Source organism: Halomonas elongata DSM 2581, from assembly GCF_000196875.2.
Lineage (GTDB): Bacteria > Pseudomonadota > Gammaproteobacteria > Pseudomonadales > Halomonadaceae > Halomonas > Halomonas elongata.
In genome coordinates this window covers 2,005,685-2,032,614 of record NC_014532.2, presented here as the reverse complement: position 1 = coordinate 2,032,614, position 26,930 = coordinate 2,005,685, and the positions used below count along the sequence as shown (strand labels likewise).

At 65.3% G+C, this 26,930-nt stretch carries 27 protein-coding genes; 13 read left to right on the top strand and 14 right to left on the bottom strand.

From position 1 onward, the window contains the following. Positions 1-27 precede the first annotated feature (27 nt). Both HELO_RS09660 and HELO_RS09655 read left to right on the top strand, forming a co-directional pair. Positions 28-966 (top strand): ABC transporter substrate-binding protein, encoded by a 939-nt coding sequence (locus tag HELO_RS09660; protein WP_013332511.1) that lies wholly within the window; start codon positions 28-30, stop codon positions 964-966. Positions 967-1,037: 71 nt separating this feature from the next. Beyond that, positions 1,038-2,000, top strand: coding sequence for a GlxA family transcriptional regulator (locus HELO_RS09655; protein ID WP_013332510.1), 963 nt, complete (start codon positions 1,038-1,040; stop codon positions 1,998-2,000). Positions 2,001-2,018: 18 nt separating this feature from the next. On the opposite strand, the gene HELO_RS09650 is transcribed toward HELO_RS09655, so the two are convergent. Further along, entirely contained in the window at positions 2,019-2,693 is a 675-nt protein-coding gene (locus tag HELO_RS09650) for a Fe2+-dependent dioxygenase (RefSeq protein WP_013332509.1), read from the bottom strand. Positions 2,694-2,844: 151 nt separating this feature from the next. On the opposite strand from HELO_RS09650, the gene HELO_RS09645 reads away from it, so the two are divergent. Next, a complete protein-coding gene (locus HELO_RS09645; RefSeq protein WP_013332508.1) occupies positions 2,845-3,939 on the top strand; it encodes a hypothetical protein in 1,095 nt (364 codons plus the stop codon). A 62-nt stretch (positions 3,940-4,001) separates the two neighbouring features. On the opposite strand, the gene HELO_RS09640 is transcribed toward HELO_RS09645, so the two are convergent. From HELO_RS09640 to argF, 6 genes are all read right to left on the bottom strand, one after another. Next, positions 4,002-4,820, bottom strand: coding sequence for an alpha/beta hydrolase fold domain-containing protein (locus HELO_RS09640; RefSeq protein ID WP_013332507.1), 819 nt, complete (start codon positions 4,818-4,820; stop codon positions 4,002-4,004). Further along, positions 4,820-6,439 (bottom strand): BCCT family transporter, encoded by a 1,620-nt coding sequence (locus HELO_RS09635; RefSeq protein WP_013332506.1) that lies wholly within the window; start codon positions 6,437-6,439, stop codon positions 4,820-4,822. Before HELO_RS09635 ends, HELO_RS09640 begins: the two co-directional genes overlap by 1 nt. Positions 6,440-6,589: 150 nt before the next feature. Continuing rightward, on the bottom strand, positions 6,590-7,054 hold the full coding sequence (locus tag HELO_RS09630; protein WP_013332505.1) for a thioesterase family protein: 465 nt from the start codon (positions 7,052-7,054) through the stop codon (positions 6,590-6,592). Further along, positions 7,054-8,010, bottom strand: a complete 957-nt coding sequence (locus HELO_RS09625; protein ID WP_013332504.1) for an L-carnitine dehydrogenase — start codon at positions 8,008-8,010, stop codon at positions 7,054-7,056. The genes HELO_RS09630 and HELO_RS09625 overlap by 1 nt, the downstream gene beginning before the upstream one ends. After that, positions 8,007-8,915, bottom strand: coding sequence for a BKACE family enzyme (locus HELO_RS09620; RefSeq protein ID WP_013332503.1), 909 nt, complete (start codon positions 8,913-8,915; stop codon positions 8,007-8,009). Before HELO_RS09620 ends, HELO_RS09625 begins: the two co-directional genes overlap by 4 nt. 192 nt (positions 8,916-9,107) lie before the next feature. After that, positions 9,108-10,028 (bottom strand): ornithine carbamoyltransferase, encoded by a 921-nt coding sequence (gene argF / locus HELO_RS09615; RefSeq protein ID WP_013332502.1) that lies wholly within the window; start codon positions 10,026-10,028, stop codon positions 9,108-9,110. Positions 10,029-10,186: 158 nt separating this feature from the next. Between argF and HELO_RS09610 the strand changes: the two genes are divergently transcribed. Continuing rightward, positions 10,187-10,534, top strand: a complete 348-nt coding sequence (locus HELO_RS09610) for a Grx4 family monothiol glutaredoxin (protein WP_013332501.1) — start codon at positions 10,187-10,189, stop codon at positions 10,532-10,534. Positions 10,535-10,700: 166 nt separating this feature from the next. On the opposite strand, the gene rnt is transcribed toward HELO_RS09610, so the two are convergent. Then, on the bottom strand, positions 10,701-11,366 hold the full coding sequence (gene rnt, locus HELO_RS09605; protein ID WP_013332500.1) for a ribonuclease T: 666 nt from the start codon (positions 11,364-11,366) through the stop codon (positions 10,701-10,703). 168 nt (positions 11,367-11,534) lie between these two features. Between rnt and HELO_RS09600 the strand changes: the two genes are divergently transcribed. Both HELO_RS09600 and HELO_RS09595 read left to right on the top strand, forming a co-directional pair. Next, the gene (locus tag HELO_RS09600) at positions 11,535-12,755 is read left to right on the top strand and encodes an argininosuccinate synthase (protein WP_013332499.1); all 1,221 of its coding nucleotides are present in this window, start codon (positions 11,535-11,537) and stop codon (positions 12,753-12,755) included. 105 nt (positions 12,756-12,860) lie between these two features. Next, positions 12,861-13,175 carry an HlyU family transcriptional regulator gene (locus HELO_RS09595; RefSeq protein ID WP_013332498.1) on the top strand — a complete coding sequence of 105 codons (315 nt, stop codon included), beginning with the start codon at positions 12,861-12,863 and terminating at the stop codon, positions 13,173-13,175. A 102-nt stretch (positions 13,176-13,277) separates the two neighbouring features. Here the strand turns inward: HELO_RS09595 and HELO_RS09590 are convergent, their stop codons facing one another. From HELO_RS09590 to HELO_RS09575, 4 genes are read right to left on the bottom strand one after another with little or no spacing between them, the layout of a single operon-like run. Next, on the bottom strand, positions 13,278-16,031 hold the full coding sequence (locus HELO_RS09590; protein WP_013332497.1) for a sensor histidine kinase: 2,754 nt from the start codon (positions 16,029-16,031) through the stop codon (positions 13,278-13,280). 6 nt (positions 16,032-16,037) lie between these two features. Then, the gene (locus HELO_RS09585) at positions 16,038-16,223 is read right to left on the bottom strand and encodes a hypothetical protein (RefSeq protein WP_041602054.1); all 186 of its coding nucleotides are present in this window, start codon (positions 16,221-16,223) and stop codon (positions 16,038-16,040) included. Next, entirely contained in the window at positions 16,220-18,268 is a 2,049-nt protein-coding gene (locus HELO_RS09580) for an exonuclease domain-containing protein (protein WP_013332496.1), read from the bottom strand. Before HELO_RS09580 ends, HELO_RS09585 begins: the two co-directional genes overlap by 4 nt. Next, entirely contained in the window at positions 18,268-18,639 is a 372-nt protein-coding gene (locus HELO_RS09575) for a response regulator transcription factor (RefSeq protein ID WP_013332495.1), read from the bottom strand. Before HELO_RS09575 ends, HELO_RS09580 begins: the two co-directional genes overlap by 1 nt. A 161-nt stretch (positions 18,640-18,800) precedes the next feature. On the opposite strand from HELO_RS09575, the gene HELO_RS09570 reads away from it, so the two are divergent. The 7 genes from HELO_RS09570 to HELO_RS09540 all read left to right on the top strand — a co-directional run bounded on the left by HELO_RS09570 (position 18,801) and on the right by HELO_RS09540 (position 25,261). Continuing rightward, positions 18,801-19,478 (top strand): glutathione S-transferase family protein, encoded by a 678-nt coding sequence (locus HELO_RS09570; RefSeq protein WP_013332494.1) that lies wholly within the window; start codon positions 18,801-18,803, stop codon positions 19,476-19,478. 174 nt (positions 19,479-19,652) lie between these two features. Further along, positions 19,653-21,323 (top strand): carbon starvation CstA family protein, encoded by a 1,671-nt coding sequence (locus HELO_RS09565; RefSeq protein WP_109637431.1) that lies wholly within the window; start codon positions 19,653-19,655, stop codon positions 21,321-21,323. Positions 21,324-21,337: 14 nt separating this feature from the next. Then, the gene (locus HELO_RS09560) at positions 21,338-21,631 is read left to right on the top strand and encodes a cory-CC-star protein (protein WP_013332491.1); all 294 of its coding nucleotides are present in this window, start codon (positions 21,338-21,340) and stop codon (positions 21,629-21,631) included. A 24-nt stretch (positions 21,632-21,655) separates the two neighbouring features. Further along, positions 21,656-22,663 (top strand): ArsA family ATPase, encoded by a 1,008-nt coding sequence (locus tag HELO_RS09555; RefSeq protein WP_041602053.1) that lies wholly within the window; start codon positions 21,656-21,658, stop codon positions 22,661-22,663. 151 nt (positions 22,664-22,814) lie between these two features. After that, complete coding sequence (locus HELO_RS09550; protein WP_198410730.1) at positions 22,815-23,768, top strand: sulfurtransferase; 954 nt, start codon at positions 22,815-22,817, stop codon at positions 23,766-23,768. 71 nt (positions 23,769-23,839) lie between these two features. Then, positions 23,840-25,048, top strand: a complete 1,209-nt coding sequence (locus HELO_RS09545; protein ID WP_013332488.1) for a YeeE/YedE family protein — start codon at positions 23,840-23,842, stop codon at positions 25,046-25,048. An 18-nt stretch (positions 25,049-25,066) separates the two neighbouring features. Beyond that, positions 25,067-25,261, top strand: coding sequence for a hypothetical protein (locus HELO_RS09540; RefSeq protein ID WP_013332487.1), 195 nt, complete (start codon positions 25,067-25,069; stop codon positions 25,259-25,261). 34 nt (positions 25,262-25,295) lie between these two features. Here the strand turns inward: HELO_RS09540 and nth are convergent, their stop codons facing one another. Continuing rightward, complete coding sequence (nth, locus tag HELO_RS09535; RefSeq protein ID WP_013332486.1) at positions 25,296-25,931, bottom strand: endonuclease III; 636 nt, start codon at positions 25,929-25,931, stop codon at positions 25,296-25,298. Between the two features lie 21 nt (positions 25,932-25,952). After that, on the bottom strand, positions 25,953-26,930 hold the full coding sequence (locus HELO_RS09530) for an RnfABCDGE type electron transport complex subunit B (protein WP_013332485.1): 978 nt from the start codon (positions 26,928-26,930) through the stop codon (positions 25,953-25,955).

Genomic DNA, 26,930 nt, shown 5'->3' with positions numbered 1-26,930 from the left:
ACATTCCCCATGCAACAGGAGTTCTCCATGCCGATTTCGCACTGTCGTCGCCACCTGCTGGGCGCCACCCTGGCGCTGACGTCCCTGGCCGCCCCCCTGGCCCAGGCCGACCTCGAGGAAGTGCGCTTCGGTGTGCCGCCCTGGCCGGGAGTGACCGTCAAGTCCGAAGTCGCCGCCCAGCTACTGGAGGCCATGGGCTATGAGACCCGCCAGGAAGAACTGGCGGTGAGCGTGATCCTCAATGGCGTTGCCGAGGGCGACCTGGACGCCTACCTGGGCGGCTGGTATCCAGTGCAGACCGACATGGTCGAACCCCTGGTGGCCGACGGCAAGGTGGAAAAGGCCGTCGCCAATATCCAGGGGGCGGTTTCCGGGCTGGTGGTGCCGCGCTATGTCTACGAAGCCGGTGTCGAGTCGGTGGCGGACTTGAATGCCTATCGCGAGCGCTTCGACGCTACCATCCTGGGCATCGAGGCGGGCACTGGCATCAATACCGCACTCAATGCGGCCATCGATGAGAATCTGGCCGATCTCGGCGACTGGAAGCTGCGCGAGAGTTCCACGGCGGCGATGCTCGCCCAGGCCGAGCAGAAGATGCGCGATGGCCAATGGGTGACCTTCGTCGGCTGGGAGCCGCACTGGATGAATGTCAGCTTCGATCTCGTCTATCTCGAAGACGCCGATGATGCTGGCGTGGCCCAGATCGAGAGCACGGTCTGGACCGTGGTGCCGAGCGATCTGAAGGAGCGGGATGGCGATGTCCATCGCTTCATGACCCAGTACGTGGTGGATACTGCCGACCAGAACGACTGGGTGCATGCCTATAGCTACGAGGAGCGGCCCGCCGACGAGGTGGCCAGCGAATGGATCCCGGCGCACTACGATACCGTGGCGACCTGGCTCGAGGGTGTCGAGGCGCGTGATGGCCGACCCGCCATCGAGGCGGTCAAGGCGCACTTCGACTGAGGTCAGCTTGCTCGACAGGCATGGGCCGGTCATCATGACCGGCCCGTTTTTTTATCTCTTGGCCTGCCGTCATGCGCCTCGATTACACTGGACCCACGCCGGAGCTTGTCGGCTTTCTGCTATTGCCGCGCTTCTCGATGATGGCCTTCTTCTCGGCCGTCGAGCCGCTGCGCATCGCCAACCGCATCAGCGGCCGACCGCTGTTCGACTGGACGCTGCTCAGCCAGGACGGCGAGCCGGTGACCGCCTCCAACGGCATGACGCTGCTCGCCGACCAGTCCATCGAGGAGGTGCATCACCTCCCGTCGCTCGCCGTCTGTAGCGGTTTCGATCCGGAAGCCTATCTGAGTCGTGCCCTGATGCGCTGGTTGCATCGCCTCGATGAGGCGGGGTGCGTGCTGGGCGGTCTCGATACCGGTTGCTTCCTGCTCGCCGCCGCCGGCCTGCTGGAAGGCGAGCGAGTCACCCTCCACTGGGAGAGCCTGCCGGCCTTTCAGGAACGCTTTCCGGCCATTGCGACCTCCGACGAACTGTTCGAACTTGGCCGCAGGCGTTTTTCCTGCGCCGGGGGCGCGGCGGCCATGGACATGGCGCTGGACGTGATTGCCCGGCGCCATGGCAACCAGCTGGCCATCGATGTCTCGGAGCAACTGGTGCACGAGCGCATCCGTACACGCCGCGACCAGCAGCGCATGACGCTGGCGCGCCGCCTGGGAACGCATCGCCGCCGTCTGGTGGAAGCCGTCGACCTGATGGAGCAGCATCTGGAGGTTCCATTGCCCCTGGCGGAAGTGGCACGGCGCAGCGGCATCTCGCTGCGCCATTTGCAGCGACTCTTCGAACGTGAACTCGGGCAGTCGCCACGCGACTGGTATCTGGGCCTGAGACTGGAGCGGGCCCGTTATCTGCTCGAGGAGACCGACCTGGATGTCCTGGCCGTGGGGCTGGCTTGCGGCTTCAGCTCGAGTTCGAGTTTTGCCCGGGCGTTTCGCAGCCAGTATGGCCGGTCTCCCCGGGAGACCCGGAAAGGCTGAAACGCCGGCGCCTCGCGATTAGATGTCCGCCCACATGCGCAGCAGGTTGGTCAGGCTCTTCGAGATCAGGTCGAAATGCCGGGTCTTGCCGCTCTGCTCGAATATCTGGCGCCGTGTGGTGTCCAGGTCGAACAGGATCTCGCGCTGTTGCGGATCGCGTACCTGGCTCTGGACCCAACCCACCGCCGCGAGACGGCGTCCTTCAGTGACGGGCTCGACTCGATGCAGGGTCGAGGAAGGATAGAGAACCAGTGCACCGGCAGGCAGCTTGTAGGTCTGCTCGCCGGCCGTGTTGTCGATCAGCAATTCGCCGCCTTCGTAGTGTTCCGGTTCTTCGAGGAAGAGCGTGAAGGACAGGTCGGTGCGCATGGCGCCCTCGGGGGTCGGCATGATGGCATCGTCGACATGGTTGCCATAGTCCATGCCGGGTTCATAGCGGCTGAACATCAGCGGTTTCATGCGCTTGGGACGGGCCGCCATCCGGAAGAGGAGATGGCGGTTCAGTTCCTCGGTGATGGCCTGTCGTAGCCTGGCGATCTCGGGATGATGGCCATTGGCCTGCTGGTTGTTCTTGACGGTTCTGGCATGCCAGCCGGCGGTTTCGCGTCCATCGTGAAAATCGGTATCGGCCAGGGCGGCACGTGTCTGCCGGAGCAGCTCCGTCGGGATGACTTGATCGATGCACAGGATCATGGGGCCGTCTCCTCGCTGAAACCGTTGACTGGCAATGAATGTGAATGATTTGTGTTACCTGGGTGGTCCCGGCAATCTACACTAGGAACCCGTGGACTCGCCATCATGGGCAGGTCCGCGGCATGGTGACACCGTGAAATCAGGAGACCGTATGTCAAACAATACACGAACAAGAATCTGGGTAGGGGTCGGGGCTTCCATGCTGCTGGGTGCCAGCACGGCCGCCTGGGCAGACGACCAGGCCATCGACGGGGCAGATTCACGGATTGAGCATCAGAAGCCTGCGGATGCCGCAAGCCACGAGGGCGGCGAAGCCGGTCACCATGCCGAAGGAGGCGAAGGCGGTGAAGGTGGCGAGGGCGGCGAAGTCGGTCACCATGCTGAAGGAGCAGAAGGCGGTGAAGGTGGCGAGGGCGGCGAAGCCGGTCACCACGCTGAAGGAGGAGAAGGCGGTGAAGGTGGCGAGGGCGGCGAAGCCGGTCACCACGCCGAAGGACCGTCTCCCTTCGCGGTTTTCGCTTATCTGGATACTTCTGCCGGTGGCGAAGGTGGCGAAGGTGGCGAAGGCGGTGAAGGTGGCGAAGGCGGTGAAGGCGGCTTCCACACTGATGCCAGCAATCCCGGCGTCTACTACACCAGCCTCGCCATGATGCAGGGTCAGCTTTCGGTAGCCAGCGAGTTATATCGCGATGGAGAAGCCGAGGATTCCCGTTCTCTCTTCGCTCGCTCGACGCAGCGTTACGAAACATTGGAACCGGCCTTCGAGAACCGTGGTGTAGAGCCCTTCGAGGACTCCCTGGGATCCTTGTCCACCAAGGCTCGGAATGGAGATGAATGGGGTGAGCTACAGTCATCTCATGACGAGGCACAAGGCGCTATCCAGTCGGCCATGCAGGGAGTGGATGCGTCATTGCGCGACGACGTGGCTTTCCAGAGCCGGGTCCAGCTCGCCCTGCTGCGCCAGGCGGTGGGCGAGTACGATGAGGCCGTCGAAGACGGTGCTTTCGTGGATACGGCCGAGTATCGATCGGGACTCGGCCATATGCGTGCCGCCCGCGGACTGCTCGAGCAGCATGCTGACTTGTACCGGGCGTCAGGCGATGAAAGCTACGATGAATTGATGGCGGCCTATGATACGGCCATGGAAGCATGGCCTACCGTCGAGGTGCCGGAAACGCCGGCCATGAGCTCGGGAGAACTGTCGGCCAGCACCTTCAAGCTGGAAGCGCTGCTCGGCGAATACTGAAGAGGTCACGACGATTTTCCATCCGTCGCCTCAGGCCGGCCCGCGTGACGGGGCGGCCTTTTTCATTCCACTCGTCGACCCAGCGCCAGGCAGAAGTCATGCCAGGCTGCATGCATGGCGTCGAGGCTTGCATGGGCGTGCAGGGCTCCATGCAGCATGCCTGGGGCACACCGATAACCGATGTCGGTGCCGGTGCGACGCCAGGCGGAGATGGCCGACTCGAGCGGTCGTGTGAGCGGGTCGTGTTCCACCGTCAGCACTTCGAGGGACGCGGCCGGTGGTGAGTCGTCGTCCGGCATCGGCACGTCGTCGACGATGGCGCGCCACAGGGTCAGGATGTCGTCCCGCGAGAGCAGCGGTGCGTCCGGTCCTAAAGTCTGCAGAGTCGGCCGGCCCACCGGTGGGTAGATCAGCCCCAGTACGCCGCGCCAGGGCGACAGCCGAGCGACATCCATGACCAGCCGTCCGCCGGCACTGTCGCCGACCAGGGCCGTGGGGGCACAGGCCTCGGTCACCCGTCGACAGTCGTCGAGGGCCTCGGCGTAGGAGGCCTCCGGGAGCAGTCGATAGTCGACGCTGATCACGTCGCAGCCCAGTCGTTCGGCAAGGTCGGCGGCGATGCCGTGATGACTGCGCACCGAGCCGAGGTTCCAGCCACCGCCGTGGGCATAGAGAACCGGACCTCTGCCGGCGGCGGCTGGCTGGAAGCGTCGTACCTCAATGCCGGCGATGCGCTCGTCGGTGATGGCCATGCCGGCGGGGTCGGCGGGAGCGAAGCCGGTGCAAAGCGTGTCGTACCGCCGCCGGGCCGCCTCGATGGGCAGTCCGGCGAGGGCGTCGAGGCCGCGCTCGAAGCGGCGACGAAAGGCATCGATCTGCATCACTCTCTCACCACGCGCGGCCGGCGAGATTCCTGCAGCAACGAAACCAGCACGCCGGCGGTCATGACCAGAATGACCACGCTCAACGGCAGAGCGGCAGCGATCAGGGCCGTCTGCAGTGCCTTGAGGCCGCCGGCAACCAGCAGTACGGCGGCCACCAGGCCGATCACCACGCCCCAGAAGACCCGAAAGCGCCGCGGAGGATGGTCGTTGCCGAGCGACAGGATGGTGGTCAGTACCAGGGTGCCGGAATCCGACGAGGTGACGAACCAGCTCATCAGCAGAAACACCATCAGTGCCGACAGAGTCCAGCCCAAAGTGCCGGTGCCGGCGATGCCGTCGGCGCTGGCGAAGAGTGCGGCCGGCAGGTTCCAGGCATTGACCAGCTCGATGATGCCGGCGCTGCCGGGTCCGCCTGCGGCATGAAGTTCCTGATAGAGTGCGTTGCCGCCGAAGATCACCAGCCAGACGAAGATGATCAGGGTCGGCACCAGCAGCACGCCGAGCACGAATTCGCGCAGGGTGCGGCCTCGCGAGATGCGCGCGATGAACAGGCCGACGAAGGGGGCCCAGGCCAGCCACCAGCCCCAGTAGAAGATGGTCCAGGCCTGCTGCCAGGCGGCCGGCCCGGGCTCGTCGGCATACCAAAGGCCCATGGGGATGAAGTTGGCGGCGTAGTCGAGCAGGGTCGCGCCGAAAGCCTGGACCAGCCACAGGGTGGGGCCGCCCAGCAGGAAGGCGCCGACCACCAGCACCGAGACCCAGATGTTGAGTTCGGAGATGATCTTGATGCCCTTCTGCACGCCGGACACTGCTGAGAGGATGGAGATGAGTGAGATGCCGGCGATCAGGATGAGCTGAGTATCCAGACCGTCGCTGATTCCCACCAGGCGCTGCAGGCCGACGGCCATCTGGCTGACGCCGAGCCCCAGGGAGGTGGCGACGCCGAATACGCAGCCGAGCACGCCGAGAATGTCGACCAGGTGGCCGATGGGACCGTAGATGCGCTCGCCGATGAAGGGGTACAGGGCCGATCGCAAGGCAAGGGGCAGGCCACGCCGATAGGCGAAATAGGCCAGTGACATGCCGACGATGACGTAGATGGCCCAGCCGTGCAGTCCCCAGTGAAACACCGAGACGCGCAGGGCGTCGATGGCGCGCTCGTGGCCGATGGCGGTGGCGCCGGCCATGTCGGCGTGGGGATTGTTGGGATAGCCGAAGGCGCCGCTGTCGTCCAGGTAGAAGACCGGTTCGGCGACACCGAAGAAGAGAATGCCGATCCCGATGCCGGCGGAGAACAGCATCGAGAACCAGGCGAAATTACTGAACTCGGGGCGGCTGTCGTCGCTGCCCAGTCGGATACTGCCGAAGCGGCTGACAACGATGAAAGCGCAGACCGCCATCAACAGCATGACGGTCACCAGGTAGTAGCCGCTGAAGGTGCTTTCGATCCAGGTGCGTGCTGTGCCGAATATCTCGCCAGCCAGTTGAGGACCGAGGCCGGTGAACAGCACGAAGGCCAGGACCAGGGCGGCGGAGGTCAGGGTCATTCCCTTGTGCATTCCCTGGAAAAGACCTTTCTGCGACAGTTCGGTCACCATGTAGTCCGTCGATGTCATGCTGCTCGAGGCGGTGTCGCCTTGCGGTGCATCGGGCGGAGTGGGAGGCGTTGAAGTAGCGATAAGCGATATCCTCTTGGTCCGGACCTCGGGCCGGGAATCCCGTTTCCGCCCGGCCTCGACCGGGCGGCATCTCGATGAAGGTGTCGTTCAGCGCTTGGCCGGGGGCAGGCCGATGCGTCGGCCGGCAAGCTCCGGCCAGGCATCGGGCTCGGCCCGGGGCAGTATCTCGACGGCCGCGTCCACCTCGGCCGGGAAGGGGGCTGGCCGCCCGGCCTGGCTGTCGATCCCCATCAGCATCTGCTCGCTGGTGGCCAGCAGGTTGTGCTCGTCGTCCCGCATTTCGAAGAAGACATGCAGGCGCTTGGCGTCACGCTCGAGCAGTGTCACCTCGAGGTGCAGTGCCTGGCCCTCGTGAGCCTCGCGGCGATAGCACAGATGCGTCTCCAGGGTGTAGAGGGTGTAGCCATGGCGTGCCCGGCCGCTCTCGTCGAGGCCGAGCCGGTCCATCAGCGCTTCCACCGCCAGGGAAAAGGCTCGGGCGTACTCGGCATCGTTCATGTGGCCGTTGTAGTCGACCCACTGCGGGTCGACACGGGTCTCGAGCAGAGCCATCAGATCCTGCCCTCCAGGCCTTCCGCTTCGGGCCAGTACTTCTTCACCAGGCCGAGCAGCTCGACGAGGAAGTCGTCGCGGCGACGGTCGAGTTCGTCCACCGGACGGCCCGCTGCCTGGTGCTCGCAGCCCTCGACGACCTTGTCGATCAGCTCACCGGTCAACTCCGGCGCCTCGAGCTTGGTCCACGGCAGTTTCAGGGCGGGGCCGAACTGTTCGAGCATGTGGCGCATGCCCTGGTCGCCTCCCGCCAGATGGAAGGTCAGGAAGGTGCCCATCAGCGACCAGCGCAGGCCGCAGCCATAGACCACGGCGGCGTCGATTTCCTCGGTGGTTGCCACGCCGTCGTTGACCAGGTGCAACGCCTCGCGCCACAGCGCTTCCATCAGCCGGTCGGCGATGTGGCCCTCGATCTCGCGGCGAACCACCAGCGGGCGCATGTCCAGTGCCTGATAGAGCGTACGGGCGGTGTCGAGCTGTGCGGGCACCGTCGCCTCGCCGCCCACCAACTCCACCAGCGGCAGCAGATAGACCGGGTTGAAGGGGTGGGCGACGATCACGCGTCCCGGTGCCCTGGTGCAGTCGCGTTGCAGGTCGCTGGGCTTGAAGCCGGATGTAGAGGAGCCGATGATCGCGCCCGGTGCGGCGGCGGCGTCCAGGGCGGCGAGGATCTCGCGCTTGAGTTCGAGCCGTTCCGGCACGTTCTCCTGGATCAAGTCAGCGCCCTCGATGGCGGCCTCCAGGCTGTCGACGAAGCGCAGCCGGGAAGGGCTCGACCCTTCGGCGAGACCCAGTGCCTCAAGCGAGGGCCAGGCATTGGCGACGAAGGCGTGGGTACGTTCAGCGGCCTCGGGAGCCGGGTCGAAGGCCACCACATCCCAGCCCTGGGCGAGAGCCCGGGCGATCCAGCCATTGCCGATGACGCCGGTACCGATGACGCTCAGTTGGTAGCTCATGCTGCACCTCCGACGATCTGGCCGGTGCCGGGATCGCGCAGCGCCAGGTGAGCACGGGTTTCGGCCGGTGTCATGATGCGACCACCGAGATTCTCGATGATGCCGGAGGCCTTCTCGACGAGTTGGCCGTTGGTGGCCAGCACGCCTTTCTCCAGCATGAGGTTGTCCTCCAGACCGACCCGGGCGTGGCCGCCGAGCAGTGCTGCCTGGGCGACCATCGGCATCTGATGGCGCCCGATGCCGAAGGCCGCCCAGTTGGCGTTTTCCGGCAGCTTGTTGCGCATGGCCAGCATGGTTTCGGTATCGGCCTCGGCGCCCCAGGGAATGCCCAGGCAGAGCTGGTACAGCGGGTCGCCGTCGAGCAGCCCTTCCTGCTGGAGCTGGCGGGCGAACCAGACATGGCCGAGATCGAAGCACTCGAGCTCGGGTTTGACGCCGGCGGCCTGTACCAGACGAGCGTGTTCGCGCAGCCAGTCGGCAGTGTTGATGTAGACCATGTCGCCGAAGTTCAGGCTGCCGCAGTCCAGGGTGCAGAGTTCCGGCAGCAGTTCACCCACCGGCTCGTGACGCTGGGCCGGTGTCTGGATGTCGGTGCCTGGACCGCCGCGTGTCGGGTCCTCGGCGTCGGGAATCCAGTCGCCGCCGCCACCGGCGGTGATGTTCATGACGATATCGGTGTCCGCCTCGCGGACGCGTTCCATCACTTCGCGGAAGTGATCCAGGGAGTGGCTGATGCCACCGGTTTCCGGATCGCGAACATGGATGTGCGCCACACTGGCCCCGGCGCGTGCGGCCTCGATGCAGTTGTCGGCGATCTGCTTGGGGGTCACCGGCACGTTGGGGTTCTTGCCGGTGGTGTCGCCGGCGCCGGTGACGGCGCAGGTCAGGATGACGTTGCGGTTCATGATGGACCTCCTCTGTGAGCCTGAGAGGAGTGTCCGCGAAGATGGCGGCACCGAATATGCAAAAGGCGACATCGACTTGATGCCACACGTCGAAATGTCGATAGCTTGCGGGAAGAAACGCATCGCCCCGGTCTGAAGCCGGGGCGATGGAGGAGAGGGAGAGTTATCTGGTCGTCATTGCCAGGCAGGTGCTCAGGACTCGACACGCCCCAGCAGCAGGAACTCGATCAACGCCTTCTGGGCATGCAGGCGGTTGCCGGCTTCCTGCCATACCACGGCACGCGGGTCGTCGAGCAGGGTTTCGCTGATTTCCTCGCCGCGGTGGGCGGGCAGGCAGTGCAGGAAGAGCACGTCGCTGGCGGCGCGGTCCAGCATCGCCTCGCTGACCTGGAAGCCGGCGAAATCGGCCTCGCGCTTGGCCTGTTCCTCTTCCTGGCCCATGGAGGCCCAGACGTCGGTCGTCACCAGGTCGGCGCCTTCCACGGCAGACATCGGATCGCGATGGATGGTCACGCGGTCGCCGGCGGCGTCGAGGATGTCCTGGTGCGGTTCGTAGCCTTCCGGGCAGCAGATGCGCAGCTGGAAGTCGAACTGTCGTGCCGCGTTGATCCAGGAATGGCACATGTTGTTGCCATCGCCGATCCACACGGCGGTACGGCCCCGGACACTGCCGCGCAGCTCGGTCCAGGTCATGACATCGGCGAGCAACTGGCAGGGATGGTAGTCGTCGGTGAGGGCATTGATCACCGGGACGTCACTGGCCGCGGCGTATTCCTCGAGTCCCTGGTGGGAAAAGGTACGAATCATCACGATGTCGACCATTTCGGCGAGTACCCTGGCGGTGTCGCCGATGGGTTCGCCGCGCCCGAGCTGGGTATCGCGCGGGGACAGGAAGAGCGCGTGGCCGCCGAACTGGGCCATGGCCGTCTCGAAGGAGACCCGGGTGCGGGTCGAGGACTTCTCGAAGATCATCGCCAGGGTTCGATTGGCGAACGGCGTGTAGGTCGGACCATGAGTCTTCAGGCCGTTCTTGATCGAGATGGCACGCTGGACCAGGTAACGAGATTCCTCCGGACTCAGATCGAGCAGGGTCAGGAAATGGCGAGTGGCCATGGCATCGCTCCGCGGGAAAAAACGACCATCCTAGCCAGCCCTCGGGGGATGCGCAATGCGCCTTGCATCAGTAGAATGGCTTCATCATAAGGCCGACCGGCGTGCTCGGGTATTGCCCTGGCGCCATTGGTCAACACCGTGATCCAGAGGGAAAGCAAATGAGCACCACTGTCGAGAACATCCAGCGGCAGATCAGCGAAAACCCGATCCTGATCTACATGAAGGGCACGCCCCAGTTGCCACAATGCGGTTTCTCCGCCCAGACCGTTCAGGCCCTGATGGCCTGCGGCGAGCGCTTCGCCTTCGTCAACGTGCTGGACAACCCGGACATCCGCGCCGAGCTGCCCAAGGTGGCCAACTGGCCGACCTTCCCGCAACTGTGGGTGGAAGGCGAGCTGGTCGGCGGCTGCGACATCGTCGTCGAGATGTATGAGAACGGCGAGCTCGAGACCTTGATCAAGGAAACCGCCGCCAAGCATCAGGACGACGAGCAGCCTGAAGGCTGATCGGACTTCGTCCGAAGCTGTAAGCCGTAAGCGCCAAGCTTTAAGAAAACCCTCCGTGGCGATGCCGCGGAGGGTTTGACGTTTTAGGCGCGAGGTTCGGCATACTGAGCTTCGGGGTTGTTCTTCGCATCTCGTGACTCGATGCTCGCGGCTTACAGCTTGAAGCTTACGGCTCCTCGACCCCTTGCTCGCGTTGCGCCAGTCGCCAGCCGCCGAGATCCTTGTAGCGGTTGATCATGGCGCAGAAGAGTTCGGCGGTACGCTCGGTGTCGTAGCGGGCCGAGTGGGCGGCGCCGTTGTCGAACTCGATGCCGGCGGCGCGGCAGGCGCGGGCGAGCACGGTCTGGCCGTATATCAGGCCGGCCAGTGAGGCCGTGTCGAAGCTGGAAAAGGGGTGGAAGGGGTTGCGCTTGATGGCGCAACGCTCCACGGCGGCGTTGAGGAAGCCGTGATCGAAGGCGGCATTGTGCCCGACCAGGATGGCACGGGTACAGCCATGGGCCTTGATGGCCTTGCGCACCGGCCGGAAGATTTCGCCCAGCGCCTCGGCCTCGCTGACCGCCACCTGCCGGCGCAGGGGGTCGTCGAGGCGGATGCCGGTGAAATCCAGTGCCGATTGCTCGACATTGGCGCCCTCGAAAGGGGTGACATGGTAGGCGTAGGTGGCGTCGGGCATCAGGTTGCCCTCGGGGTCCATCGTCAGGGTGACGGCAGCGATCTCCAGGATCGCGTCGCCCTTCGCGTTGAAACCGCCGGTTTCCAGGTCCACCACCACGGGCAGGAAGCTGCGAAAGCGCTGCGCCATGAGTTCGCGGGTGACCGCCTCGGTCATGCACCTCTCCTTGTCCTGGGCACGAGAAAAGCCGGGGACGAAAGTCCCGAAACGCGAGAGTCTAGCATTTCGGTGGCGCGTCGTCCCGTCGCCGGTATTCGCAGGTGGTGTGGCGCGCTATAATCGAGCTTTCACGATATGTACCGTTCACCTAGAGGAGCCCCCAGCATGTCCGATGTCAAGAAGGTCGTGCTCGCCTATTCCGGCGGCCTGGACACATCCGTCATCGTCAAGTGGTTGCAGGAGACCTACGACTGCGAGGTGGTGACCTTCACTGCCGACATCGGCCAGGGCGAGGAAGTCGAACCGGCGCGTGCCAAGGCCGAGGCGCTGGGCGTCAAGGAAATCTACATCGAGGATCTGCGCGAGGAATTCGTGCGTGACTATGTCTACCCGATGTTCCGCGCCAACACCATCTATGAAGGCGAATATCTGCTGGGGACTTCCATCGCCCGTCCGCTGATCACCAAGCGACTGGTCGAGATCGCCAACCAGACCGGCGCCGATGCCATTTCCCACGGCGCCACCGGCAAGGGCAATGACCAGGTGCGCTTCGAGCTCGGGGCCTATGCGCTCAAGCCCGGCGTCAAGGTGATCGCGCCGTGGCGAGAGTGGGATCTCAATTCCCGCGAGAAACTGATGGCCTACTGCCAGCAGCACGACATCCCGGTGGACTTCTCCAGCCAGAAGAAGAAGTCGCCGTACTCGATGGATGCCAACCTGCTGCACATTTCCTATGAGGGCGGCAACCTCGAGGATCCCTGGGTCGAGGCCGAGGAAGACATGTGGCGCTGGAGCGTTTCTCCCGAGGCCGCGCCGGACGAGCCGACCTATGTGGAGCTGACCTACGAGCGTGGCGACATCGTGGCCATCGACGGCGTGCCGATGCGCCCGCACGATGTGCTCTCCAAGCTCAATCAACTGGGCGGCGACAACGGCATCGGCCGTCTCGATATCGTCGAGAACCGTTATGTCGGCATGAAGTCGCGCGGCTGCTACGAGACTCCGGGTGGCACCATCATGCTCAAGGCGCATCGCGCCATCGAGTCGCTCACCCTCGACCGCGAGGAAGCGCACCTCAAGGATGAGCTGATGCCCAAGTACGCCAAGGTGATCTACAACGGCTACTGGTGGAGCCCGGAGCGTCGCGCCCTGCAGGCCGCCATCGACGAGACCCAGAAGCACGTGTCCGGGGTGGTGCGCATGAAGCTCTACAAGGGCAATGCCACTGTGGCCGGTCGTCGTTCCGACGCCTCGCTGTTCGATGAGTCCATCGCGACCTTCGAGGACGATGCCGGTGCCTATGACCAGAAGGATGCCGAAGGTTTCATCAAGCTCAACGCTCTGCGCTTGCGGATTGCAGCGGGCAAGGGGCGCCAGCAGGACTAAGGAAACGCTGATTTATTGCTGCGCTCGCAACATCAATCAGTTGTTCCCTGACATCTGGAAGAGTTGGTGTCAGTTTGATCGGCGCCATCGTCCCGGGAGGCTTCAATGTTGAAGAAACTGTTATCCGGCCTGTTCGGCCAGGGGGCGGGCGAGTCCCGCTCCGGCTCGAAGTCCGTCGAGGGCGAGCCGGTGGAATATCAGGGCTACGTGATCGTTCCCCAGGCCGAGGACATGGGCGGTCAGTTCCGCGTCAGCGGCTGGATTCGCAAGCCTGACCCGGAGGGCGGCGAACCACTGGAGCATCGCTTCGAGCGCTCCGACGTGGTCCCCGGCCGGGAAGCCTGCGATGCGCTGATGGTCAGCAAGGCGGAACGCTTGATCGACGAGCTGGGTGATGCCCTGTTCGAGGATGCGCGCTAGCCTGCTGCCACCTCTTCTTCGCTTCTCGCCATGATGCGAACGGCGCCCACAGCGGCGCCGTTCGTCGTTCTGCCGGTCGCTGGCGAAATCAAGCGGGGCCGGTCACGCCTCCGTCTCGTTCTTATTCCGGTCCTCGCTCGGTGCCTCGGGCAGTTCCATCACCAGGCAGGCGCCGCCGAGTTCGGCGGCATCCTCGATCCATAGCCGGCCGCCGAGATGGGCGACGATGCCCCGGCTGATGGGCAGGCCGAGTCCGCTGCCGCGCGGTCGGCTTCGCATGGTGCCGACGTCGGCGTGGGGAAGCTGGTGGAATTTCTCGAAGACCCGTTCACGCTCCGCTTCGTCGATGCCCGGGCCGTTGTCGGCCACGGCGAGACGGAAACCGTGCTTGTGGCGTGTCAGGTGCAGCGAGATCCGGGGAGTCTCGGCATCGGCGAACTTGCCGGCATTGTCGATCAGATTGATGATGACCTGCTCCAAGCGGTCCGGGTCGCCGATCACTTCGGCGGTATCGACCTCGAAGGCGGTTTCCAGGGCGATGCCGCGTTCCTCCTGAAGGCGATGTATGGCTTCCAGGGCCTGATGGGTCAGGGGCACCAGGTCGAGACGCTGTGGTTCCAGCGTCAGGCGACCGCTTTCCAGGCGTGCCAGATCGAGGATTTCCTCGATCAAGCGCGAGAGTCGCTGGCTCTCTCTCACCACCACATCCAGGAAGTGTTCGCGTCGCTGTTCGGGCAGTTCGCGGTTGTCGCGCAGAATCTCGGCGAAGGCGCGGATCGAGGTCAGGGGCGTGCGCAGCTCATGGCTGACCATGGCCACGAACTCGTCCTTGAGGCGATCGAGTTCGCGCAGTCGGTCATTGGCCTCGCGCAGCTCCTGTCCGATACGCGCCAGTTCACGGGATTTCTGTTCGAGGCGCCGGTTCATTTCCAGCGTCTCTGAGGTGGTGTCGAGGATGCGCAGGATCGAGTCCAGATCCAGTGCCTCGCCGCGAACCACCGAATCGATCAGCACCCGGGCCGAGGCGTTGCCCAGGGCGCCGGCCAGGGCCTGTTCTGCCCGGGCGACCAGGGCCGTGGAGGCCGACTGATCGTCGGCGTCGTCGGGGGAGTGGTCGGCGAAGACGCGCTGGGTGGCGGCGGTGCCGAGGTAACGATCGAGCAGGGCACGCAATTCGCCCCGCAGGGTATGGCCGCGCCATAGCGAGCTCTGGTCGAGGCGAGGATGCAGGGCTTCGGTGAACAGTGCCGCCTGGGTCTGTTCCAGCGGTGAGGCTCGGCTGAACAGCGACGCGCCGACCAGCAGGCCGATGTTGGCGCTGAGACTCCAGAACAGCGAGTGAGTGTAGATATCCCAGCCTTCCAGGCCGAACAGTGCGTAGGGACGCAGCCAGTCGATGCCGAAGGGGCCTTGGGTGAGCAGGTCGGCGTTCAGCCAGCCCGATTGGGCGAAGCCGGGGATCAACAGGGTCCAGGCCCAGATGAGAATGCCGGTGGTCATGCCCAGTCCTGCGCCGAGCCGGTTGGCGCTGCGCCAGTAGAGCCCGATCAGCAGGGCGGGAGTGAACTGGGCGACAGCGGCGAAGGACACCAGGCCGATGGTGACCAGGCTGTAGGCGTCGCCGATCAGGGCGTGATAGCTATAGCCCAGCAGCAGGATGCCGAGGATGGCGATGCGCCGGATGCCCAAGATGCGGCTGGCCAGGGAGCCCGACTGGCCTCGGTGCAGATGACGCGAACGCAGCAGCAGGGGCATCACCAGCTGGTTGCTGACCATGGTCGACAGGGCGATGGTCTCGACGATCATCATGCCGGTGGCGGCCGATAGGCCACCGATGAAGACCAGTACCGGCAGGCCATCGACGCCTGCCGCCATGGGCAGGGTCAGCACGAAGCTGTCCGGGTCCTCGCCGGTGCCCCCGAGCAGCCCGGCCATGGCGATGGGAATCACGAAGAGGTTGATGACCAGCAGGTAGAGCGGGAACAGCCAGGCGGCGCGCTGGATGTGCCGCTCGTCGACATTTTCCACCACCAGCACCTGGAACTGGCGGGGCAGGCCGAGAAAGGCCAGGAAGGCCAGTACCAGCATGCCGACCCAGCCAAGGGCGCCACCGGGAACCGACTCAAGACTCAGGGCATCGGTGAGTGCCGGGGTGGCGGCGACCTGCCGGAAAAGATCGCCGGGCCCCTGATAGAGCACGAAAACGGTGAAGATGCCCACCGCCAGGAAGGCGGCGAGCTTGACCAGCGATTCGAAGGCGATGGCGGCCACCATGCCCTCATGGCGCTCGCTGGCGTCCAGGTGGCGGGTGCCGAAGAGAATGATGAACACGGCCAGCACCAGCGCCACCCAGAAGGAGCGGTCGGCCCAGAAGCTCGCTTCGGCGGTGGCCATGGGGCTTTCGGGCGCGTAGTCGACCAGCACGGCGTGGCTCAGGGTGATGGCCTTGAGCTGCAGGGCGATATAGGGCGTGGTGCCGATCAGGGCGATCACGGCGACCAGAGCGCCGAGTCCGGCACTCTTGCCATAGCGGGCGCTGATGAAGTCGGCGATGGAGGTGATGCGGTGAGTGGCGGCGATGCGCACCATCTTGCGGATCACCAGCGGCGCCATGAGCATCGCCAGGGTCGGCCCCAGGTAGATCAGCAGGAAACCCGGTCCGGCCTCGGCGGCGCGGCCGACACTGCCATAAAAGGTCCAGGCGGTGCAGTAGACGGCAATGGACAGGGCATAGACGGTAGGGGAACCGATCACCGAGCGTCCCTGCTCGGCGCGGCGATCCCCCCAGGCAGCGATGACGAAGAGCAGCGCCAGGTAACCGAAGGCGATCGCCAGGACCACGACATCGTCTCTCATGGGCCTTCACTCCCCGCGACGGTCTTCCATCAGCCAGGCCATCAGGGCGATGACGACACCCCAGGCCAGGAACAGGTAGAGCGGCAGGCCACCGTCGAGCCGGTCGGCGATCAGCAGCAGCGGCGGCGTGAACAGTGCCGTGGCCAGGGCGATCAGGGCGACGAGGCGCTCCTTGCGGTGCGGGGCATTCATGGGGCGCAGGCATCCTCCCGGTCGAGGGCGCCGGCCTGGAAGACCAGGGCATCCGACAGGCGCTCGATACCCCTGGCCTCGAGTCGCCGCCGCAGGGCCAGCCACAGTCGGGCGGTGACCCTGGCATCGCCCAGCGCCGTGTGACGGGTACCGGGAGGAAAGCGCAGGCCGTAACGCTTTGCCAGGCTGTCGAGGTCGTGACCCTCCAGGCCCGGGTCGAGGGCGCGTGACAGCAAGAGCGTATCGAGCACCGGCATGTCGAAGGCATCGGTCCCGGGGCCGGGCCGGATGGCCAGCATGTCAAAGGCGGCGTTGTGGGCCAGCAGCACGGCGCTGCCGACATAGTCGCGAAAACGCGGCAGGACCTGTTCGGCCGTCGGCGCGTTTTCGACATCCTGATCGCCAAGGCCGTGGATGGCGGTGCTGGCCGAGGGAATCGGTCGTTGCGGATTGACGTGCTGCTCGAAGGTTTCGTCGGCCAGGAGGCGCCCATTGACGATACGGCAGGCGCCCAGGCTGATCAGTCGGTCTCCCTCACGCAGGGCCAGGCCGGTGGTCTCGGTGTCGAAGGCGACGATTTCCAGGTCGTGCAGGGCACGGCTGGCAAGGTCGGTGTCCGGAGCCGGCAGCTTGGCGATATCGAAGTCATGAAATTCCGGGCGTGGCGGGTTCTCGGGACGCGGGGCGGCAGTGCGGGACAAGGCCGGCAAGGGCAGGCGCAGCCTGGCCCAGTCGCCGTCACTGAGGCTCCAGACATCGCTGGCGTGCTGGCGCAGCACGTCCTCGGCGCTGGGCGAGTGGGGAAGGCGCTCGAGGCGGCGATGCCGCCAGGTGTCGAGGTGACGCTGGGCAAGCGCTTCGCCGTGCCAGCAGAGATCCAGATAGACCCGGCGGTTGCCGAGGCACAGCTCGCCGTCGAAGGCGTCTAGGCCGGTATGCTCGGCGAGCGTCTCGAGCAGGCTGGCGAGGACTTCGAGCAGTACCGGGGCGTCGCCCTTGAGCCAGGCGGGCATGCCCACGGGCGTGACGCTCGGCGTGGCCAGTCGCTCGCCGAGCGCCGCCCAGAGATCGTTGGACCAGAGCGGCACCAGACGCTCGCCCTGGCGTCGCAAGGCATCATGCGTTGTCCCCAGCCGTTCCAGGCTGGAGCCCAGGGCATCGCCTTCTTCGTCGATGACGGCTTCCAGGCGCCGGCGCAGCTCAGGCGAATCGTCGCCGCGGAGATGGGCCAGGGCGTCGGCGGAGCTGATCAGGCCGGCGCCATGGCGGCGCAATGCCGGCAGAAGGTTGTCGAGTTCGGCCTGCGGGCCGACTTCGCGGGCCCAGGTCAGGGTGGCGTCGCTCAACGTCAGCAGCGTCTCATCGCCGGAGACCCGACGCAGTCCGACGTGCAGCCAGTGGTCATCGTGGGGAATCAGCACCTCGCGACCGCTGCCGTCGTCGGGCAGGCAGGCCATGACATCGACCAGCCCCTTCGCCGGCAGCAGGTTGCCGAGTTCCTTGCCCAGTCCCAGGCCGGGATGGGCGGCGAAGAGTCGCTCGGCAGCCTGGTTGTAGAGCAGCAGGCGGTGATGGCGATCGCAGAGCAGCAGCGGCGTATCCAGGGTCTGCAGCAGGACCTCGAGCCGCTGGCGAACCCGCGTCGCTTCTCGTGCGCCATCGGCGTGGGCATGTGCCAGCCGTTGCCGGTCATCTCGCCAGGCGGCGTGAACACGCTCCAGGTCGGGGCCCAGGCCCCGCAGCCAGCCTTCCGGTGGCGAGACATCCGGGACATCGGGATTGGCGGCCAGTCGGGCCAGTTGGCCTTGCAGGTGGCGCAAGGGGGTGAACAGCCAGCGCTCGAGGACCAGGCCGGCGGCGAACAGGGTGATGCCACCCGAGAAGCAGCCGAGCCACAGGATCAGCCGGGCCAGGCCCTGGGGCTGGTAGAGGTTGTCCAGCCAGGCGGCGAACAGTGCGCCGCCGAGCAGGCCGATGCCGCTCAACAGCAGCCATAGGCCCACCAGGCGCTGGCGGCGGGGGAGTCCTGACGCGCGCCAGGACATCAGGTGCCCCCATCGAGCAGGGCTCGGACCTTTTCGACCAGAGTCCGGGTCGAGAAGGGCTTGGTGATATAGTCGTCAGCGCCCAGTGCCAGCCCCTTTTCGCGTTCCACTTCACGGCCGTGGGCGGTGAGCATGATGATCGAAAGATGCCGGTGAGCGGGATCGCTGCGCAGACGTTCGAGTACCTCGAAGCCTCCGATGCCGGGCAGGCTGATGTCGAGCAGCACCAGGTCGGGAGCGCCTTCGTCGATGAGACGCAGTGCGGTCTCGCCGTCCTCGGCGGTGGTAACCTCGAAGCCGGCCTGTTCCATCAGAAATTCCAGCGACAACACTATGTTGGGCTCATCGTCGACCACCAGCACACGGGCCATGCGCGTTCCCTCTTGCGTTCGTTGTGATTGGCGGGGCCTTTTCCGGCCAGTCTAGTGGCCTTGTCATGGGCGGCAAAGACGACCTTGGGCCAAGCCCGGTGCTCGTCGACATTGCCGACAACGCCTAGACTGGCGGCTGTCATTCGACAGGGAGAAATTGCATGATTCATGTTCATCATCTGGAAAATTCGCGTTCGCAGCGGGTGATCTGGTGCCTCGAGGAGCTCGGCATCGACTACGAGCTCGTGACCTATCGACGCGACCCCGTGACTATGCTGGCCCCGGAATCGCTCAAGTCGGTGCATCCATTGGGCAAGGCGCCGGTGATCACCGATGAGGGGCGTGATGGCCGGGCGGTGGCCGAGTCGGGGGCCATCCTCGAGTACCTGCTGGAGCGTTACGACGAGGCGGGGCAACTGGCGCCGCCTGCGGGCAGTGACGAACGCGAGCGTTATCGTTTCTGGCTGCATCACGCCGAGGGCTCGGCGATGCCTCCGCTGGTGATGCGCCTGGTCTTCTCGCGACTGGGCAAGCCGCCGGTACCGGCCCTGATGCGCCCGCTGGGGCGGCAATTCGCCAAGGGCGTCGAGCAACGTTTCCTGGGGCCACGGCTGCGCGAGCTGGCGAGCTTCTGGGACGGCGCCCTGGCCGAGTCGCCCTGGTTCGCGGGTGAGGACTTCTCGGCGGCCGATATCCAGATGAGCTTTCCGATCCTGGCGCTGGAGAGCCGGGGCGGTCTCGCCAGTTCACCGAACCTGGCGGATTTCCTGTCGCGCTGCCGGGAGCGCGAGGCGTATCGTCGGGCCATGGAGCGGGGAGGCGAGTTCTCGGTGGTGTGAGCGGTATCATCAATTTCTGCAACTTTGGTCTAATATGCCGCGAAAATCCGTGCGTTGGCTCCATTCCGGGGAGTCGGCGCAATGGATTTGCGCGCCAATTCGTCGCATAATGCAAAGCTTGCTAATTAAGTCCTCTTCACATCCTCGCCCCCTGCTCCAAGGAGACAACAGCGCATGAGTGCCGTGCTGCTTCTGGTCGTGGGCCTTGGCGCGATGGGACTCGGGTATCTCGTCTACTCGAAGTTCATCGCCGAGAAGGTCTTCCGCCTGACCGCTGATTTCCAGACGCCTGCCCACGAGTTCGAGGACGGCGTCGATTTTGTCCCCACCAATCGCTATGTGCTCTGGGGACACCATTTCACCTCGGTCGCCGGGGCGGCGCCCATCGTGGGGCCGGCCATCGCGGTGATCTGGGGCTGGCTGCCGGCCTTTCTCTGGGTCGTACTGGGGACCATCTTCTTCGCCGGGATTCACGATGCCGGTGCGGTCTGGGCCAGTGTGCGCAATCGGGCGCGTTCCGTGGGGGCGCTCACCGGTGAGGTGGTCGGCGCGCGGGCGCGAAGCATCTTCATGATCGTCATCTTTCTGCTGCTGCTGATGGTCAACGCGGTCTTCGCGGTGGTGATCGCCGGCTTGATGATGGACTTTCCCTCGGCCGTGGTACCCGTGTGGGGGGCCATTGTCGTGGCGCTGATCATCGGCCAGTTGATCTACCGGCGCATCATCGGGCTTGGCCTGGTCTCGCTGCTGGGTGTGCTGGCGCTCTATGCGCTGATCGGCATCGGGCCGTCGGTGCCCGTGCAGATGCCTGCCGAGGTTGGGTTCATGCCGGGCAATGCGATATGGATTCTGATCCTGTTCGGCTATGCCGCCATCGCTTCGCTGCTGCCGGTCTGGATGCTTTTGCAGCCTCGCGACTACATCAATGGCCTGCAGTTGTTCATCGGCCTGATCATCCTTTACGGCGCCATTGCGGTGCTCAACCCCGAGATCGTCGCACCCGGCATCAACAGCAATGTGCCGGCCGGGACGCCCTCGCTGTTCCCGCTGTTGTTCGTGACCATCGCCTGCGGCGCCATTTCGGGGTTCCATGGCCTGGTCGCCTCGGGCACCACCTCCAAGCAGCTCAACAGCGAGAAGGATGTGCGCTTCGTCGGCTACTTCGGTGCCGTGGGCGAGGGCATGCTGGCGCTGGGCGCGATCCTGGCGGCGACCGCCGGTTTCGCCAGCCTCGGTGACTGGCAGGCGATGTACGATGCCTTCGGCCAGGGCGGCGTGAATGCCTTCGTCGAGGGTGGCGCCTTCATCATCCACAATGGCATCGGCATTCCGGAAGCCACGGCGGCCACGCTGCTGACGGTGATGGCGGCGCTGTTCGCCGGTACCACCATGGACACCGGCCTGCGGCTGCAGCGCTATATCTTCCAGGAGTGGGGCGAGATCTATGACCTGGCCTGGATGAAGAAACCGGCGGTCGCGACGCTGCTGGCGGTGGGCTCCTGCCTGATCCTGGCCTTCGGGGCCGGCGCCGATGGTTCGGGCGGGCTGATCATCTGGCCGCTGTTCGGCACCACCAACCAGCTGCTGGCGGGGCTTACGCTGCTGGTCGTCTCGGTGATGCTGGTGCGCAAGGGGCGCCCCGTCGGCTATACCCTGGTGCCTCTGGTCTTTTTGGTCATCGTGACGGTGCTGGCGCTGCTGGCCCAGTTGAGAAGCTTCTACGAGGCAGGCAACTATTTCCTGCTGGGGCTGGATATCGTGGTGCTGATTGCCTCGGTGCTGGTGGCCATGGAATGCGCCGCGGCACTCAAGCGTCTGCGCGGCGAAGCCCAGGCAGCCAAATAAGGCGGGAGGAGACGATGCGCGATGCTCGGGATGATGCCTTGGCCCAGCGCTGGCGGCGCTGGCTGGGGCGGGCCCGTCACTTCGCCGAGGAAGCCTATTCGGCGCCATATCGGGGCGCCATCGCCCGGGCACGTCGCGATGAAGACGACCTGTTCATGCTGCTGGTCTTCTCGGAATTGATGGGCATGCCGAATCCGGTTGGCTACTACACCCTGGAGCTGCAGCCATTGCTGATGGAGCGCTTCCACGACTGGCACCAGCGGATGGGTATGGAGCGCTCGCCGCTGGACGATTTCCGCTGTTGCTGAGAGCCGATCATGCCTGAAGAGTCGATGAGGGAACTGCTCGAACGTCGCCTGCTGTGGGTGGGCGGCAAGGGCGGCGTCGGCAAGACGTCGGTCGCCGCCGCGCTTGGCGTGCTGGCGGCGCGTCGTGGTCGTCGCGTTCTGGTGGCATCGACGGATCCCGCTCACAGCCTGGGTGATGTCTTCGATATCGCGCTGGGCGATACGCCGCGCCGTGTTCGACCGGGTCTGGACGCCATGGAGATCGACCCGGATGTCGAGGTCGAGGCCCATCTCTCCCGGGTGACCGCGCAGATGCGCCGGTATGCCGCGCCGGGCATGATGGACGAACTGGAGCGCCAGATGCGGCTGTCGCGGCAATCGCCGGGCACCCAGGAAGCGGCCTTGCTGGAGCGTCTTTCACGGTTGATGACCGACGATGAAGCTCCCTACGACCTGATCATCTTCGATACCGCACCCACCGGACACACCCTGCGTCTGCTGAGCCTGCCTGAGGCCATGGCGGCCTGGACCGATGGCCTGCTGGCCCACAATCGCAAGTCCGAGCAGTTGGGCAAGGTGCTCGATCACCTGACGCCCGGCTCCGGCAGAGACCTGGATTCGCCATTCGACGAGGGCGCCGAAGGCAAGCGCGACAGCCTGGATACGCGCACCCGGGACATCGCCGAGACGCTGCTGGCGCGTCGTCGTCTTTTTCATCGGGCGCGACGGCAGATCGAGGATGCCGAGGCCAATGCCTTCCTGTTCGTGCTGACCCCGGAACGCTTGCCGATTCTCGAGACCGCTCGTGCGGTGAGTTCGCTCGAGCAGGCGGGCATTCCGGTGGCGGCGGCGCTGGTCAATCGGGTGTTGCCGGCGGACGCCGATGGCGAATTTCTGGCCGCCCGGCGCCGTCAGGAGGCGAGCTACCTGGCGCGCATCGACGAGGAATTCTCCCACCTGCCGCGGCCGCACCTACCCTGGCTGCCCTCGGATGTGCAGGGACTGCCGATACTCGAGACCCTGGCCGACCATCTGGAAGCCGAGGGGTTGTGATCTCGGCGAAGTATCCCACCTTTTCCTTATGCCGATGCCTTCCGAGAGTCTGACAATTTATTCTCTTGAAACATATTGAAGTCGAGATCATGAGTCGGATAATGGACGCTCCTAAACCCCAGTAGTGGAGTCAAGTATTATGTGGCGGTCCATGTTGACGACGGCATTGCTGATGCTCGGCATGTCACCGGCCCTGGCGGCCGATGTTCCGCCTCTGGTGACGGCCGACTGGCTGGCTCAGCGGCTCGGCGACGATAACCTGGTGGTGCTGGACGTACGGTCCGGTATCGATGAGGGTGGCGATCGCGGCAGCTTCGAGGCGGCTCATATTCCCGGCAGTCTCTACAGCAGTTATACCGATGATGGCTGGCGGGAGACCCGGGATGGCGTGTCCGGCCTCCTGCCGCCGATCTCCAGCCTGGAACGGCTGATTGGCGGCCTGGGCATCGGCAACGACGATACCGTCGTCATCGTGCCGGCAGGTACCGGACCGACGGATTTCGGCAGCGCGGCGCGTGTCTACTGGACGTTCAAGGTGCTGAGCCATGATGAGGTGGCCATTCTCGATGGCGGCTTCGCCGGCTGGAAGGCGCAAGGACACGAGGTGGCGAGCGGCACCTCAGAGCGTCCGGAATTCGCGGACTTCCAGGGGCAACTGCGCGAGGACTTGCTGGCCACGGCCGATGAAGTGACGTCGGCGCGTGAACGGGGCTCCCAATTGGTGGATGCCCGGCCGGCCGATTACTTCCGCGGTGAAAACCAGTCACCGGCCGCTACGGCGCCGGGCACCATTCCCGGTTCGCGCAATTTGCCGCACCAGACCCTGCTGGGGGAAAACCAGCAGGCCTGGTACCTGGGTCAGGACGTGATCCAGTCGCGCATTCGTGAGGCCGGGCTTCAGGGCGACAGGCCCACGGTATCCTTTTGCAATACCGGGCACTGGGCGGCGACGGACTGGTTCGTGCTGAGTGAGATCGCCGGGTTCGACGATGTATCCCTCTACGATGGCTCGATGGCCGAGTGGACGCAGGACGAGGAGCGTCCCCTGGCCGTTGCCAAGCGTGGCCTCGGCAAGGTGCTCGAGTTCTTCGGGCTGGGTAGCTGAGCGATGGCCAGAAGTCCTTCAATCCCTTTCGCCTGTGTCATCGCAATGGAGTTCATCAAGGTGAGAAGCGCATGAGTCAAGTGGCAAGTGCTGCGCCGCCGGTGCGTGAGGCGGGCGTGGATCGTTTCGTGGTGGGCCTGGCGCTGATCGGCATGGTGGTCCTGGGAGGCCTGATCTACCTGGAGACCGCGCCTTTTCTGCTGGCGTTGTTCGCCATCGGCGGGTTGCTGGGAGTGGCGCTCTACCATGGCGCCTTCGGTTTCACGGCGGGCTGGCGCAACCTGGTGACCAAGAAGCGTGGGGCAGGCATGCGGGCTCAGCTACTGCTGTTCGCCCTGACAGCCCTGATCATGGTGCCTCTTCTGGGGAGTGGTCGCGAAGGCATGGTCGGTGCCGTGGCCCCGGTGGGCACCTCGCTGGTCGTCGGCTCCTTCTTGTTCGGCATCGGCATGCAGCTCGGTGGTGGCTGCGGCTCGGGGACCCTGTTCACGGTGGGGGCCGGCAATCTGCGGATGCTGGTCACGTTGCTGTTCTTCATCATCGGGGCGGTGGTCGGCTCTCTTCATCTGCCCTGGTGGCTCGACCTGCCGGCGGTGGACCCGATCAGCCTTATCGACAGTGTCGGCGTGACCGGCGCCATCGCCATTCAATGGCTGGGGCTGGGCGCGGTGGCGCTCTGGGTCAACCGCATCGAACGCCGCGCCCATGGTGAAATCGAGCACGGCGAGCTACGCCTTCTCCCGACCGAGGGACGGGCGTGGCGCGCCCTGTTCACGGGGCGCTGGCCCTTTCTCTGGGCCATCCTGGTGCTGGCCGTCGGCAATGCCCTGACGCTGGTCATCGGCGGCTCGCCCTGGGGGATTACCTTTGCTTTCAACCTGTGGGGCGCCAAGGCGCTGCAGGCGGTCGGTGTCGACATGGGCCAGTTCGAGTTCTGGAGCTGGGCCTATCCTGCCCAGGCGCTGTCCGACTCGGTGCTCGTCAATATTCCGTCGGTCATGAATTTCGGCCTGCTGCTGGGAGCGATGCTGGCGGCCGGGATGGCGAGCCGCTTCAACGAGGCCAGCCGACAGAAGCCACAGGGGCGCCCCTTCCTCGCTGCGGTGGTGGGAGGTCTGCTGCTCGGCTATGGCGCTCGCCTGGGCTTCGGTTGCAATATCGGTGCGCTGTTCTCCGGGCTGGCCTCGGCCAGCGTACACGCCTGGGTGTGGTTTGCCTGTGCTTTCGCCGGTTCGTTGGTGGGCATCCGCCTGCGGCCCTGGTTCCGTCTGGCCAATTGATCGCGAGGAGAGACGACCATGTCGGATGCCTATAAGCGTCACCGTATCGTCGGGATCCTGTTGGCCATTCTGGTGCTGATCCTCGTCGATCACCTGAACAGTCCCACCTTCGCCTTCAACATGGGCGATGGGCGTGCCAAGACCACGTTGATGCAGCGGGACGCCAGTGCCTGTGCTCCCTGCGGTGCGCCCTGTCCGTCGACGCGCGAGTAGTTGGCCCTGCTCGCGCGGGTATTGATGCGCTTGCCTAGATGTCGACCTTGTCCGGGTACTCGCACAGGTCCTCGATCACGCAGCTCCCGCAGCGCGGCTTGCGTGCCACGCAGGTATAGCGGCCATGCAGAATCAGCCAGTGGTGCGCGTCCTTGCGGAAATCCTTGGGCACGTAACGCAGTAATTTCTGCTCCACTTCGTTGACGTTCTTGCCCTTGGCCAGGCCGGTGCGGTTGGAAACCCGGAAGATGTGGGTATCCACGGCAATGGTGGGTTCGCCGAAGGCGGTGTTGAGAATCACGTTGGCGGTCTTGCGACCCACGCCGGGCAGGGCCTCGAGGGCGGCGCGCGAGCGGGGCACTTCGCCGCCGTGCTTGTCTTCCAGGATGCGGCAGGTCTTCATCAGGTTCTCGGCCTTGGTGTTGTAGAGGCCGATGGTCTTGATGTGCTCTTTCAGGCCATCCAGGCCCAGCTCGAGGATGTCGGCGGGCGTGTTGGCGACCGGAAACAGCCGTGCGGTGGCCTTGTTGACGCCCACATCGGTGGCCTGGGCGGACAGCAGCACGGCGGTGAGCAGCTCGAAAGGCGTGTCCCAGTTGAGCTCGGTGGTCGGCTCGGGGTTGTGCTCGCGCAATCTGACGAAGATCTCGTGGCGTTTCTGAGCGTTCATGACAGATCGGTTCCGGGGTGATCAGTGAGAAGGAGGGGCCAGGGCCTCGCGGGCCTGTTCGAGCATGCGTTCGGCGCGTGCGAGCTGGTCACGGGCGGCCTCGATGGTCTTGTCGTCTCCCTGCCGCTGGGCGTGGGCCAGTTGCTGGCGGGCGCGGCGCCGGGCCTGTTCGGCGGCGTTGACCGCGAAGCGCCGCTGGCGATCGGACGACGCGGGCCGCGCCGTGTGTTCCGTGCCTTCTGCCAACTGACGGTCGATATCGGCAAGGCGTGAGCGCAGTTCTTCGGCGCGGCGTTCCAGATCACGGCGATCGGCATCGGCGAGACTGGCATCCTGGCGTTGCCGATCGACGCGCTTGAGGCTGGCGAGCAGGCTGACCCGGGTGGTACGCAGGCTGGCCGAAGATGTCGTCGCCGCCTCGGCCGGTTTATTGGCGGGGGCGGCGCGTTGTGCCTGGCGTTCGGCGCGGCGGCGTCGCTTTTCCTCGGCCTGGCGAGCGAGTCGCCGATTGCGGGCGTCGTGGCGTTGCCGGCCCAGCGTGGCGCGCTTGGCCAGGTAGTCGCGCTGCGCTCGTTCGTCGCTGGCCGCCTGCCATTCGGGATGCGGCAGCAGGTCGATGCAGTCGACCGGGCAGGGCGCCACGCAGAGTTCGCAGCCGGTGCATTCGCTCTCGATCACCGTGTGCATCTGTTTGGCGGCGCCCAGGATGGCGTCCACCGGACAGGCCTGGATGCACTTGGTGCAGCCGATGCATTCGTCCTCGCGAATCCGGGCGACCAGCGGCGACTGGGCGGGCTGTTCGAGAGGCAGAGTCGAGCGGCCGGTCAACTCGGCGAGGCGCACGACGGTCTCGTCGCCGCCGGGCGGGCAGCGGTTGATCGGCTCGCCTTCGGCGATGGCTTCGGCGTAGGGACGACAGCCATCATGGCCACACTTGCCGCATTGAGTCTGCGGCAGTGTGGCGTCGATGGCCTCGATCAGGGTCGGCTGGTCGGTCAC